Source organism: Pedobacter metabolipauper, from assembly GCF_004362715.1.
Classification (GTDB): domain Bacteria; phylum Bacteroidota; class Bacteroidia; order Sphingobacteriales; family Sphingobacteriaceae; genus Pedobacter; species Pedobacter metabolipauper.
This window is the reverse complement of sequence record NZ_SNYC01000005.1, coordinates 290,563-302,626: the sequence shown is the minus strand read 5'-3', so window position 1 is coordinate 302,626 and position 12,064 is coordinate 290,563. Positions and strand designations below refer to the sequence as shown.

At 41.7% G+C, this 12,064-nt stretch carries 15 protein-coding genes and 1 pseudogene; 12 read left to right on the top strand and 4 right to left on the bottom strand.

Annotation, left to right across the window (positions count from 1 at the left end; all coding sequences use genetic code 11):
- Positions 1-34: 34 nt before the first annotated feature.
- From ATK78_RS13670 to ATK78_RS13640, 7 genes are all read left to right on the top strand, one after another.
- Positions 35-562 carry a hypothetical protein gene (locus ATK78_RS13670; RefSeq protein WP_133576683.1) on the top strand — a complete coding sequence of 176 codons (528 nt, stop codon included), beginning with the start codon at positions 35-37 and terminating at the stop codon, positions 560-562.
- Positions 563-629: 67 nt separating this feature from the next.
- A complete protein-coding gene (locus ATK78_RS13665) occupies positions 630-1,064 on the top strand; it encodes a hypothetical protein (RefSeq protein ID WP_133576682.1) in 435 nt (144 codons plus the stop codon).
- A complete protein-coding gene (locus tag ATK78_RS13660) occupies positions 1,065-2,120 on the top strand; it encodes a hypothetical protein (protein WP_208112368.1) in 1,056 nt (351 codons plus the stop codon).
- A 14-nt stretch (positions 2,121-2,134) separates the two neighbouring features.
- Positions 2,135-2,467: a hypothetical protein gene (locus ATK78_RS13655; protein WP_243732527.1), complete on the top strand. Its 333-nt coding sequence runs from the start codon at positions 2,135-2,137 to the stop codon at positions 2,465-2,467.
- Between the two features lie 54 nt (positions 2,468-2,521).
- Complete coding sequence (locus tag ATK78_RS13650) at positions 2,522-3,031, top strand: hypothetical protein (protein ID WP_133576679.1); 510 nt, start codon at positions 2,522-2,524, stop codon at positions 3,029-3,031.
- Positions 3,032-3,141: 110 nt separating this feature from the next.
- Positions 3,142-3,861, top strand: a complete 720-nt coding sequence (locus ATK78_RS13645; protein ID WP_133576678.1) for a hypothetical protein — start codon at positions 3,142-3,144, stop codon at positions 3,859-3,861.
- Positions 3,862-3,952: 91 nt separating this feature from the next.
- The gene (locus tag ATK78_RS13640) at positions 3,953-4,690 is read left to right on the top strand and encodes a hypothetical protein (protein WP_133576677.1); all 738 of its coding nucleotides are present in this window, start codon (positions 3,953-3,955) and stop codon (positions 4,688-4,690) included.
- Positions 4,691-4,749: 59 nt separating this feature from the next.
- On the opposite strand, the gene ATK78_RS13635 is transcribed toward ATK78_RS13640, so the two are convergent.
- Together ATK78_RS13635 and ATK78_RS13630 are read right to left on the bottom strand one after the other, a co-directional pair.
- Complete coding sequence (locus tag ATK78_RS13635; protein WP_133576676.1) at positions 4,750-5,289, bottom strand: NAD(P)H-dependent oxidoreductase; 540 nt, start codon at positions 5,287-5,289, stop codon at positions 4,750-4,752.
- A 134-nt stretch (positions 5,290-5,423) separates the two neighbouring features.
- A complete protein-coding gene (locus ATK78_RS13630) occupies positions 5,424-5,837 on the bottom strand; it encodes a Crp/Fnr family transcriptional regulator (protein ID WP_243732526.1) in 414 nt (137 codons plus the stop codon).
- Positions 5,838-6,323: 486 nt separating this feature from the next.
- Here ATK78_RS13630 and ATK78_RS22905 point away from each other — a divergent pair, with 486 nt between their 5' ends.
- From ATK78_RS22905 to ATK78_RS13610, 5 genes and pseudogenes are all read left to right on the top strand, one after another.
- Entirely contained in the window at positions 6,324-6,548 is a 225-nt protein-coding gene (locus ATK78_RS22905; protein ID WP_208112367.1) for a cysteine hydrolase family protein, read from the top strand.
- A 21-nt stretch (positions 6,549-6,569) separates the two neighbouring features.
- Positions 6,570-6,980 (top strand): annotated as a pseudogene (locus ATK78_RS22900) (isochorismatase family protein); the annotation flags it as partial.
- A 270-nt stretch (positions 6,981-7,250) separates the two neighbouring features.
- Positions 7,251-7,646, top strand: a complete 396-nt coding sequence (locus tag ATK78_RS13620) for a nuclear transport factor 2 family protein (protein ID WP_133576675.1) — start codon at positions 7,251-7,253, stop codon at positions 7,644-7,646.
- Complete coding sequence (locus ATK78_RS13615) at positions 7,636-9,123, top strand: amino acid ABC transporter substrate-binding protein (protein ID WP_394346943.1); 1,488 nt, start codon at positions 7,636-7,638, stop codon at positions 9,121-9,123. Before ATK78_RS13620 ends, ATK78_RS13615 begins: the two co-directional genes overlap by 11 nt.
- 66 nt (positions 9,124-9,189) lie before the next feature.
- Positions 9,190-10,071: a pirin family protein gene (locus tag ATK78_RS13610; RefSeq protein ID WP_133576674.1), complete on the top strand. Its 882-nt coding sequence runs from the start codon at positions 9,190-9,192 to the stop codon at positions 10,069-10,071.
- Between the two features lie 42 nt (positions 10,072-10,113).
- Here the strand turns inward: ATK78_RS13610 and ATK78_RS13605 are convergent, their stop codons facing one another.
- The gene (locus ATK78_RS13605; RefSeq protein WP_133576673.1) at positions 10,114-10,944 is read right to left on the bottom strand and encodes an NAD-dependent epimerase/dehydratase family protein; all 831 of its coding nucleotides are present in this window, start codon (positions 10,942-10,944) and stop codon (positions 10,114-10,116) included.
- Between the two features lie 63 nt (positions 10,945-11,007).
- Positions 11,008-11,868 (bottom strand): AraC family transcriptional regulator, encoded by an 861-nt coding sequence (locus tag ATK78_RS13600; RefSeq protein ID WP_133576672.1) that lies wholly within the window; start codon positions 11,866-11,868, stop codon positions 11,008-11,010.
- Positions 11,869-12,064: the final 196 nt, after the last annotated feature.

Below are 12,064 nucleotides of genomic sequence, written 5' to 3'. Positions count from 1 at the left end.
GAGGAACAGAATAACTTATCTAAAATTAAAACCTATGAAATACCTAGTCTTACTATTGGTCTTAGTCAGCGCGAATGGCTTTGCACAAAAAAAGTCAGCTAAAAAAGCACCCGCCAAAAAGATATATCACATTCCCCCTGCAATCAACCCGCCAAAAGAGGAACCAGAAACCACACCGATGTTTCCCCAGGCTTTTGCCTGGCAGATTAATGCAGATACTACCTTAGCGGCAAATGTTGTTTTTAGGGAGATCATCGAAATTAGCGGCAACAATGTAAACAGCAGGGCTTCTCATAAAGAGGAACCGGTCACGTTAAAGAGAAGCAAAGAAAAGGACTATAATGTCGAAGAAGCGGTTCGTTCTAGCATCACCACTCAACTTAAGCAGTATAATTCTATGCTTGTTAAAGACTTTTTAACGCTTACAGATAAAGATACCAAAGCAGAGCGGAAGTTTAAATTGTTCTATGATCAGGATAAGAATATAATCCGCTTACAGGATGTTAAGACTAAAAAGTTTTATGAGTCTACGCACTTTGAGGGAGGTTCACCTTCCATGTAACTAAACGGCGGTTGGAGAATATAATTCTCAAGCCATTTGGAAACCTAATCATGATCAGTAGCTTAAAATGTTGAAGAGAATCATTTATGTCAACTTGTTAATTATCGCAACTACTAGTCTGCAGGTGATTTGGGCATCTCCGGATGGTTTGTCGGTGGTAGATTTAAGCTCTTCTCCAATCGATTATATCGAATGGTTGTGTCTTTGGCCAATGCTGGTCATTACGGCGCTCCTGTTCGTTCTTAAGCGGCTTAGCATAAGGAATACCTGCCAGATCATAACCGTGTCTTTATTGATGACCGGGTATTGGATCCTGATCAATTATGCTGAGTTTAAAGACCGGGTTGCCGGATGGAGCACTTTCTCATCTGCAGAGGTTTGGTATTATGTGTTCGTTACCACAGCTTTATCGCTGGTTATTAGTCTGCTGATCTTTAGTGTAATGCTTTACATGATCATCAATAGATTGGGCAATGAGAATTCAATTCATAAACTAAATTAAATGAAGAAAATGAGCATATCTTTCCTGTTGGCTTTATTGGGCTTTCAAAGCTGTAAAACGGCGGTTGATAATGAATTGGCAGGGGTAGACCTTAGTCAATATTCAACGTTGAATGCTGATTTTTCATCAGATAATTTCGAAGTGATCTTGCTGTCGGAAGTTTTGAACTATGGCATTCCCCATCCCATACGTCTGTTCTACAGTGTGAACAAGCAAGTGATATTGGAAGAAAGCAGGGATGAAAATTCGGGACAATTTGGTTATCACTATTTCAAGTTAGATGAAAATGCCAAAGTGGTCGACAGCATTTATGTGCCCCTGGCGGGTGGCCATCGTACGGGCTTTATCAACGAGTATATGGTTCATACAAATTCTAATGGAGATTCTGATTATACAACATGGCCTTTAGATGGAGATAAAACACCAAAAAAGATAGCGGTAGTGAATGGGGATTTAAGTTGGCCAGATGCGAAAGTGGCGCAGCAAGAAGATGAGCTGATCCAAAAATCCGACTATTACTTTTACGACGTGAATTATCAACCCGTTACAGATGGTGAGGGTTGGAGTTTACAAAAACTCTTTTATTGTTTAGCTGGCAAATGGCAGGTGTTGTACCGGCGGTTTGATGAAACCATTCATTTGGATGAACGGGACAAACTGAACCGTTACCGGCAGAATTTTTTCTTAAGCTCTGATGATGAAATGCCGAATGCCATCCAAAACTTTAGCCTGAAGGGCTATCAGAAAGAGGAAAAGCTAAAGTACGACCATTCTATTGGCGGCGGGTCGCAGAGTTTTTCTGTAAAAGGCTGGATAGGTACAGGTTATTTTGATATCCCTTTACTGGATGATACGCTGAAAGTGAAGAGACCGAACCTGATTGTTGAAGAAGGTACACCAGGCAATCCGCAGAAACGCTACTATCTGAGCAATGGTAAGGACCAATCGGTCTCGCCATTCCATCTTAATATTTTTACAGATCCAGGTTTAACGTTTGCACTGTATTCTACGGGTAAATACCGGGTTTACGCGATCAGGAAAAAACAAAGTAAGTAGTAATGCAGTTTAGAATGAACAACAGGTTAAAAATAGGGCTCATTCTTTTACTGGTAAGCTGGTTATTTATGGGTGTTAAGGTTGATGATGAATTTGGTGATCGCAGTGTGTTCTTAAAATACAGGCCAAGTTTTCAGGTTTGGTTTAAGTCGCCCTTAGGGATGCAGGATCTGCCGAAAGATTACCCTCCGGAACTAAAAGCAGAAGAGGAAACCTATGATGAATTTGTCAACGGAAAACATTGGAGCGATCATTATATGTTAGATGCAGGGATCTGTGGCATTTTGATTTTAGGAACTTCATTTTTCATGATCACAGGAATAAAAAGGCAATTCAAGTACAAATAAGCTGTTCAGAAATGAATAAATAAGTTCAGATACAAGGAAATTAAAGATTAACACATGGAAAATATAAGTCAGCCTGCAAAGGCTTTTACCAATATAAGAAAGGCATTTCTGATCGCAGGAATCATTACGCTGGCCATCAGTGTTGCTGTAATTTTCCCAATAGAAAGCAGTAAGACTTATTTTCTGGAAGAATTGCCCTATACTTTTTTAACGCTGGCCATAGCACTATTGTTGGGTATGTTTGGACTATTGGGGAATAACTTCTTTAAAGGACTTTTACTCCTTTTTGTGAGTTCAATAGTTGGTTTCATCTTGTTTTACTTCGCTTTTCCTGTCATTCGTGGAAGCGCGTTCATCTCAATTTGGTTAGGAATCCCATCGGGGATCATTGCTGCCTTGGTTTTCATGGTCGCCAATTATTACTTTTTAAGGGCTGCTAAAAGTTACAGATTGCTCAAACAGATTATTGTTTATTCGATCATATTATTAATTGTTGCAATTCTATTCGGCTATGGCGGTGATTGGATTTACGACATCACCGAGTATTTTAAACGGGACGATTAAGCTGTTTTTAGCAATCATTCAGACAGTAGAAATCATTCAGACAATAGCAATCATTTTAGACAAGAACAACAACCAGACAATAGCAACAAGCCCAACAATCGCGTTAACCTATGAAAAGATCCCTTTTAATTTTACTCTGCACAATCACCAGTCAACTGTTCGCGCAAAATAACAACCCTGTCATTCCGAAGTCTGGTTCAACCCTAAACTCATTCATTCCAAAGGGATGGAAGATAATCTTGCAAAGTAGCAAAGGAGATTTGAACAAAGATGGTATAGCAGATCAGGCGATCGTAATTGAAAATACAGACACGGCTAATTTCCTGAAAAATGAAGGTTTCGGTGCAAAGAAGTTAAACCTAAACCCCAGAATCTTGCTGGTGCTTTTTAAATCAAACTCAGGAGGTTATCACCTAGCCGCTAAAAACAAAAACTTTATCCCCTCAGAAAATGATGAGGAGACCACCTGTCTTTCCGATCCATTGCTTGGGGAGGGTGGTATAACCATCGAAAAGGGATTACTGAAAATTCAATATCAATACTTTTTAAGCTGCGGTTCGTGGTATGTCACCAACACCGATTATACTTTTCGTTTTCAAAACCAGAAGTTTGAATGGATTGGGTATGATGAATATAGCCTGCACAGATCAAGCGGGCAACAATCCATAACAAGCATCAACTTTTCCACTAAAAGAAGAAGTGAAACTACTGGTGGGAACGAGTTTAATGACAAGGACAATAAACCTAAAACCATTTGGAAGAAGGTTAACATCAGTAAACTTCTCAATTTAGAAACCCTAACTAAAGAAGTGATAGATCAAATTTTATAGAAATAGACATGACCTATCCATCAACAGTTAAGATAGCGGGGAATAAATATCTTTATTTACCGGGCTCAGGTTTGTATCAAATATTATATTGATGAAGTCTACAATAATCGTTGTGATGCTCATCATCAGCATGAATTCATTTGCGCAGGATGAGTACCCAATTATTCCAAAGACTGGCCCAAGCATGGAATCTTTTATCCCAAAGGGATGGAAGGTCATCATGCAACGAGCAGGAGATCTAAATAAGGATGGTTTGGCGGATGAGGCTATGGTGATCCAAAACACAGACCTGAAGAATATCATTGCCAATGAAGAAGGCAGGATGGGAGGGGATACGCTGGACATTAATCCACGGATGTTGATCGTTCTCTTCAAAACTTCAGGAGGAAGCTATGCTTTGGCAGCAAAGAATGTCGCTTTTATCCCTGAGCAGAACGATAACGAAAGACCTTGCCTGCTTGATCCATTATTGGAAAGTGATGGCATCACGATAAATAAAGGGCTGCTTAAAATCCAATACAAAGATTTTTACAGTTGCGGAGCCTGGGAAGTATACGTTGCTGATTATACGTTTCGGTATCAAAATCAGAAATTCGAGCTTATAGGTTATGATGATTACAGTATGCATCGTGCCAGTGGCGAAGAATTCTCATCGAGCACGAATTTCTCTACTTTTAAACAAAAGAGCATCAGCGGAGGCAATGTGTTTTCTGAAGAGAAAAACAAACCTAAAAAAGTGTGGAAGAGAATAAAGCCAGTCAAGTTGCTTGATTTGGAGCGTTTAACGGAAGATGTTTTGAATGCTTTTTTGGTTGAAATTTGGAAATAAGGGAATAGTTGAAGGATTAGATAGATAAATAATTCCTGATAAGGATGAAAGTGTCCTGTTTAGCGAGTTTTAAACCGGTTCAAAAAATCAATATAAAGCGGCACGCTTCGTTCAATCAATTCTTCGGTTGAATTGAATTCCAAGCCATAATAAGCGAAAAATGGCTGATAATCTGCTTTGATGTACTCAAATGATAATTCAAAGGGACGTAACAGTTCGTCCACAGTATACTTATACTTTTCGCCATGAGCATATTCATGTTCATCAATACCAACTGATACAGCAAGCGCAATTTTCTTTCCGGCTAATTTGAAACCGCTTTTGCTGCCATAAGCCCAACCATGTATTAAAACATCATCCAGCCACTTTTTTAAAAGCGAGGGGCAGTTAAACCAGTAGAACGGAAATTGGAATATAATTTTATCAAATTGGTCAACCAATTTTTGCTCGGCCAATACATCAATTTTTTCGTCGGGATAAACTTCGTAGAGTTGATGTATAACATAGTCATTAGGGAACTTTTTCAGTTCCTTAACCCATCTTTTATTTACAGCTGAGTTTTCAATATTAGGATGTGTAACTATAACCAGTGTTTTCATAATAAAATAAGATTATTTGGTTCAAAACTAACCATCTTATTTAAATTTGGTAGGTTAGTAAATGACTTTTCCCATCAATACTTATGAAAGCAGGTAAAAATCAATAACTGTTAAAATTGGGCGCTGAGCGACGGTTATTTTTGCAGGATCTGACGTTTAACGCGGCTTAGGGTGTCTTTATTGATCCCGAGGTATGAGGCGATGACATGCTGTGGGAAACGCTCTAAAAGTTCAGGATAACAGGCGATAAAATCAGTATAGCGTTTTTCTGCGGTAGCACTTATAGATGAAGTAAGCCTTCTTTGATTGGCGATATTATTTCTCTCGTCAAGCTTATGTATCATTGCACAAAAGGCTGGGCTGTTCTTTATGAGTTCGAGTGTATTATCCCTGTTGATCAAAAGCATCTCGCAATCTTCCCAGGCATCGATATTGTACATACTTGGAGAAAGCATTGCCCAGCTCTCACGGTCTCCCATCCACCAGCCTTCCACACCCAACCTCACAATATGTTCAGTACCCTTATCATCTACCGAATATTGTCGCATGGCACCTTTTACAACGAACGCAAAATATTTGGACTGGTCACTGCCTGCAGCAAATATTGCCTTTTTCTCAATTTAGAAGGAATGAAAGCTTGTTTTAGTAGTGCCTTTTCGTCTTCTGAAAGCGGGTCAGAACTAAATTTTTGCAGATAGTCAAAAAAAGCTTTATACATCATAACCCCGAAATCTCTACAATATTAATATGTTATTAAATAATAATTGTTTATTAAACAAATATATGATTTATTAAGCATTCAACCAGCGTATGCCATTGACTAAATTCCTGGAGAAAGGGGCCACCAGTAGACATTTGTCTACTTTATTTTTCGACTTATATCATCTTTCTCTTCTCACCGGTTAAGGAACTTTGCTTATGTCAATCAAGGAACAAAGTATCATGTATACAAGACCGGGAAGATTCGCGGATAGATCAGCCTGAAATTGACACTAGCACTTTCATTTTAATAATAATCATATAAAATCAACAACATGTCAAAAATTACAAAAACAGGCCTTGAAGCCCTTCTGCGTCCAGAGGACAGTATCTTAGTATTAATCGATCATCAGCCTTTCCAGTTCGCAAATCTAAATAGCCACGAGCCTACAATGATCATCAACGCTGTAACGGGACTTGCTAAAGCGGCGAAAATCTTCAACGTTCCAACCATCCTGACAACAGTTATAGAAGAACGCGGTGGTTTGATCATCAAATAATTACAGGAAGTATATCCTGAGCAAAAGCCCATCAACCGTACCTTCATCAATACCTGGCAGGACCTTAATGTTACCGATATTGTTGCAAAAAGCGGCCGCAAACAACTGATCCTGGCTGGCTTGTGGACAGAGGTGTGTGTAGCCATGCCAGCAATTCAGGCCGTAGGTGAAGGTTATGATGTATTTGTAGTTACTGATGCCTGCGGTGCGGTATCAAAAGAAGCACACGATATGGCTGTACGCCGTATGGTAGACGCAGGTGTAACACCGATCAATTGGATGGCCGTTGCCTCTGAATGGCAGCGCGACTGGGCGCGTACTGAAACAGCAGGTCAATTGGCCGGTCTGCTTATGGACCATGCCGGCGCAAGCGGAGTAGCATTTGCATGGGAACTGCAGCTTTTAGCTACCCGGGTACCTTCAAACGACTAAATGTTATCATCAAGCAACACCTTGAAACATCAGGGTGTTGCTTGATTTATCCAATCACGACCACAATACCTAAAACTGAAAAATGAGTAGCGAAGAAGCCCGGATAATGGAAGATGATCCAGCCACCTGCTGCCACCGGAATGGATATCGCCCATTTCGAAAATGGCAAGATCAAGTCGCTCTAAGTCTTCCTTGATAGTTGAAAAAATACAGACGAGATCAGAGCCAATAATATTAATATGAAGCGCACAAAATATATAACCTATAAAGATGACGAATAAAGAAATTGTAATAAAGGCAATGAAAGCGTTTTTTGTTGATCGCGATATCCATGCGATCGAACGCTACTGGCACGAATCATATGTACAGCACAATCCATCGATGATCAACGGCCATCAGGGATTAAAAGATATCCTGCAGCATATTGAACCGGGCTTCAAATGGGTTCCGGGCATTTTCATAGAATCAAATGACATCGTATTGGCGCATAGCCAGGTGCATGGCTGGGGCCCGGTGCCGTTGATCGTAGTAGATATCTTCAGGTTCGAAAATGGGAAAATATCAGAACACTGGGACGTTGTTCAGGAAGAGGTGCCTGCCATAAAAACCGCGAGCGGAAACCCGATGACCTCATTCAATTTAATCAATTCGGCAAATGAAAAATAATTTAACAGGTGGCAGATTTCTGGCAGACCTCGGAGCATTCAAATCTGAACTTTTTTTCGAGTCGGATGATTCACTGATCTTCACGATCTTGGAAGGCGGCGGACCAGCAGAAATAGGTCATTCGGAGAAAGTGCAGATCGCGGTCACCGAGGTACGACCGCAAGTCTACGTGGTCGCATGGAAGGAGGCCACAGGTGCGACCGTAACACATATTGAAGACCATGAAAATGGGATTCTTTATAGTAACGCGACATTGCCGGACGGCAGCTTTTATACCATGAAGGGAACCATACGCCCTATACAACAAACTCCTATCCGCATCGGTTACAGTTTGTCGCTTTCCGGGCCGGTGGCAGAGAATACAAAGTCGGCCAGGCTTGCCCATCAGCTTTGGGAAGAGGACATCAATAGTAAAGGTGGATTATTAGGACGAAAGGTTCAACTCATTTGTATCGATGATTGTGGCGATGCATCCCAGGTATATGGAATATACAAACGGCTTTTGGATGAAGAAAAAGTAGACCTCTTAATAGGCGGCTACGGTACCAACACCCTCAAAGCTTCCTTACCCCTTGTTATAGAACGGAACCGCATTTTGATCGGTCTGATGGGGTTAGGTGTAAATGGAAGCCTGAAATATCAGAACTATTTCGCAATGATCCCTACCGGGCCAAGTCCGAATGCTGCGCTTACGGAAGGGTTTTTTGAGTTGGCGGCCACGCAGCATCCGAAACCGTTAACGGTCGCAGTACTTACACTTGATGCGGAGTTTTCACGTAATCCGGTAATAGGTGCAAGGGAAAACGCGGCAAAGTACGGTATGCGCATAATACATGAGCAAACCTATTCGCTGGCAACAACCGATTTTGAGCCGATCATCAATCAGCTCAAAGAAATAAATGCCGATATCCTGTTCCTTTGCTCTTATCTGGAAGATTCAAAAGGCCTGATCCGCGCGATACATAACAGTGACTACCGGCCAAAAATGGTTGGCGGTGCCATGATCGGGCCACAAAGTGCTGCAGTTAAAACCGAGCTCGGTCCGCTTTTAAACGGCTTCGTTAATTATGAGTACTGGATGCCCGTTCCCAAAATGAATTTTCCAGGTGTGACAGAAGTACTTCAAAAATACCAGAAACGTGCCCGAGAAGAAAAAGTAGATGAATTGGGATTTTATGTTGTGCCATTAGCCTATGCCCAGATGCAGGTTTTGGAGCAGGCTGTACAGGCGACCGGAAGCCTTGATGATACCTTACTTTCTCAATACTGCCGGAACAATTCATTCGAGACTGTAATGGGAACGATAAGCTTCGGTGAAGGTGGTGAATGGGTTGAACCCAGGGTGGTTCAGGTGCAGTTTCAACACGTACCCAACGGAGACATCGACACCTTCAAGGACAGCAAGGTGCAAATCGTCGTCTCACCGGAAGCCTATGCATCAGGCAAACTGATCTACCCTTATGATCCTTCAAAATAGTGGGATAATTAAGATCCCTTTATATTACAATAACAAAACTTTAAACCATTTCACGATCAATTTAACATGAAGAAGAAAAGCAGTTTTTCAACCCAGGGTCAAAGGGCAGATATTGGCGACCTTGTAATATATCGAATCCTGGCCAATAGGTACGCGGATGCGGTCGGACCGTTCGTTTTTTTAGACCATATTGTTCCGAAGATCCAAACCTCAGTTAATAAACGTGGAACCGGCGCGCATCCGCATAGAGGAATAGCTACGTTAAGCTATATTCTGAATGGCGAAGATGAACATTTCGACAGTGCCGGAAACTATGCAATGGTCCATTCCGGGGGAGTTCAATGGATGAATGCCGGTAACGGGATCATTCACGATGAAACGTTAAATTATGATTCCAGAACTGATTCCAGGCTCACCCACGCATTTCAATTCTGGATCAATCTGCCATCAAAGATCAAAGCCGAAAAACCGGCATACTTAGCCATTGAAGGAAATGAAGTTCCTGTTAAAACCTTGCCGGATGGAAGCGGATGGATCAAGGTGATCGTTGGCTCATTCGAAGATCTAAGTTCTGCCATCCCGAATTATTCAGAACAATTTCTTTACCACATCCACCTGGAGCCGGGTGCCAGTTTCACAACTAGTTTTGTGGATGAAATTGAAGTTGCCGCCTATTTGCCTGCACTGCCGGCCTTGATAAATGATGAAAATTTTGAAGCAGGTAATTTCATAGAATTTGACAGAAAGGCGGGAGAGATCGAATTGAAAAATGAAGGACAGGAACCATGCGATATATTGTTGTTTGGCGGAGCTTCTTACCAGGAACCCATTGTCGCTGAAGGCCCTTTTGTCATGAACTCTAAGCTGGAGATAGCAAATGCATATAAGGATTTTTATAATGGTGAGTATGGCAATATAGATTACGAAGCTCAACGAGCTAAAGCATAATCTGCTGGATCGGCCACAAAAATAGCAAAACACAGGTCTGCATCAAAGCAGACCCTCTTGTATCGCCTGGTAAACTGTCCTGATCACCGGCTGAAAGCCGAGACTCCTTGCAAGCGAGCTATCGGAATGCAGATACCATGGATTAATCAATGGCTCTGACGACGACTCCATCGCATTACCTGCGAGCTTCAGCAACTCGTACAGTGTTGTTGGAGCTTCGTCAGCTATATTTACCGTGCTGTTGTCCATTATGCCATCTAACGCCATCTGGACAGCGGTGTAGATGTCGCGGTGATGGATCGTACTCATTCTCATGGCTGGATGAAACTTTGCAGCTATAACATGCTGCGGTAATGCTTCCAAATGTCCGTCTCCATCACCGTATACAAAAGGGAATCGCAATATCGACCAGTTAAGCTCGCTCTCCCGCAGTTCATTTTCCGCAGCAACCTTACTGGCCGGGTAGGCGTGTTGAGGTGCAACTTCATCCTCCTCACGCCCTGGATACGGGTTATCGATGTTGTAAACATGGCTCGTACTGGCAAAGATGAAACGCGATTGTGGCGCATGTATTTTCGCTGCAGCAATAAGATTACGGGTACCTTCCAGATTACTCTTCCAGATCAGGTCAGTATCGGGCGACCGGAATACTGCTGCCAAATGAATAATCGCTGAAACGCCTTTTACTGCATCGGCCAGTGATGCCGGTTCGAACAGATCGCCTTCTACAGAGATCGCTCCGGCCGGAACTTGTTTTTTGCCGCGCACTAGTACGCGACATTCAAAACCGGCATTAATAAGTCGTGGTAACAGGCGTGTGCCAACCAGGCCATTCCCGCCAGTTACTAAGATTGTTCCTAATAGTTCTTTCATTTTTTGAGATTTATTGAAAACAAAGCTCGGAAAGGTGACTCGGAACAACCCGGACAAATAAAATTAATTACCTGACAAATCCTTAGAAAATTGGGCTATCGTTTGCCCGGTGACCTTTTTAAAAAGGCGGGAAAAGTAATCCGGGTCATTAAAACCAAGGCCGTAAGCCAGTTCCTTGATTGATAAACTTTCAGCATGGTAAATCCGTCGCCTTGCCTCCAGGATCAGCCGGTTGATGATGAACTTTTTAGGTGAAAGCCCGGAATAGCGTTTGACGATCTGATATAGCCCATTGGTGTTAACACCCAATTGTTGGGCAATGCTGTCTATGCTTAGGTGGTTCATCAGGCTATGTTCTACCAGAGCCTTAAAAGCTACAAATTTTGAAAGATTACCTTCTGCAGGATTATGCTCCGCTTTGAAATAAGCCGTATTGATCTCGGTAAGTAAACTGTTAAGATGTGCCAGGATCAGTTCAGGTTCGGTATGCCAGTGCTTTAAAAGATCAAGCAGGATGGCGAAGATGGCTTTCACCCGTAGCGCTGCTGATGGCTCAAAACTCATTTTCGGATGATTTAGCGGATCTATCAAAAAAGGATATTGTTTCGGTAGCAGGGACAAACAGCTTTCATCAAAGCCAAGTTTCACAAAATTAGCACATTGCCCCATTACTGGCTGACTATGGATCTGGTGTGGCATGACAAAGATCAGATCGTAGTTGTCCGCTTCATACTGTTGCAAATCTATATCGTGCCAGCTGCGGCCATCCAGCATAAATAAGAAAAGATAATATGGTGTGTATTTCGGAATAGCGTAGCCGGCTGCCTCTTCCGTAGATAGGTGACCGAACTCCGGCGATACGATCCTGATCGGTAGCTTGTCATTTTGCCTGAGTTTGTAAAGGAAGGATGCTGTGTTCTGCATAATCAAATTTACAAAAATAATTTTACTACTTAATATCTTCAATAGCAGCAAAATCGTGATCAAAACAACAGTTACAATGGCAGGTAAAAGCTATATATATTTACCGAATTCAAGTTTATATCAAATACTGTAATGACGAAGCCAAAGCCAAAGCGTAAAGATTAACTTCCTCTACATCAATATAAATATTGTTATA

Coding starts and splice junctions, on each gene's coding strand:
- ATK78_RS13670 (WP_133576683.1), top strand. CDS start 35: ATGAAATACCTAGTCTTACTATTGGTCTTAGTCAGCGCGAATGGCTTT.
- ATK78_RS13665 (WP_133576682.1), top strand. CDS start 630: ATGTTGAAGAGAATCATTTATGTCAACTTGTTAATTATCGCAACTACT.
- ATK78_RS13660 (WP_208112368.1), top strand. CDS start 1,065: ATGAAGAAAATGAGCATATCTTTCCTGTTGGCTTTATTGGGCTTTCAA.
- ATK78_RS13655 (WP_243732527.1), top strand. CDS start 2,135: ATGAACAACAGGTTAAAAATAGGGCTCATTCTTTTACTGGTAAGCTGG.
- ATK78_RS13650 (WP_133576679.1), top strand. CDS start 2,522: ATGGAAAATATAAGTCAGCCTGCAAAGGCTTTTACCAATATAAGAAAG.
- ATK78_RS13645 (WP_133576678.1), top strand. CDS start 3,142: ATGAAAAGATCCCTTTTAATTTTACTCTGCACAATCACCAGTCAACTG.
- ATK78_RS13640 (WP_133576677.1), top strand. CDS start 3,953: ATGAAGTCTACAATAATCGTTGTGATGCTCATCATCAGCATGAATTCA.
- ATK78_RS13635 (WP_133576676.1), bottom strand. CDS start 5,289: ATGAAAACACTGGTTATAGTTACACATCCTAATATTGAAAACTCAGCT.
- ATK78_RS13630 (WP_243732526.1), bottom strand. CDS start 5,837: ATGCGACAATATTCGGTAGATGATAAGGGTACTGAACATATTGTGAGG.
- ATK78_RS22905 (WP_208112367.1), top strand. CDS start 6,324: ATGTCAAAAATTACAAAAACAGGCCTTGAAGCCCTTCTGCGTCCAGAG.
- ATK78_RS13620 (WP_133576675.1), top strand. CDS start 7,251: ATGACGAATAAAGAAATTGTAATAAAGGCAATGAAAGCGTTTTTTGTT.
- ATK78_RS13615 (WP_394346943.1), top strand. CDS start 7,636: ATGAAAAATAATTTAACAGGTGGCAGATTTCTGGCAGACCTCGGAGCA.
- ATK78_RS13610 (WP_133576674.1), top strand. CDS start 9,190: ATGAAGAAGAAAAGCAGTTTTTCAACCCAGGGTCAAAGGGCAGATATT.
- ATK78_RS13605 (WP_133576673.1), bottom strand. CDS start 10,944: ATGAAAGAACTATTAGGAACAATCTTAGTAACTGGCGGGAATGGCCTG.
- ATK78_RS13600 (WP_133576672.1), bottom strand. CDS start 11,868: ATGCAGAACACAGCATCCTTCCTTTACAAACTCAGGCAAAATGACAAG.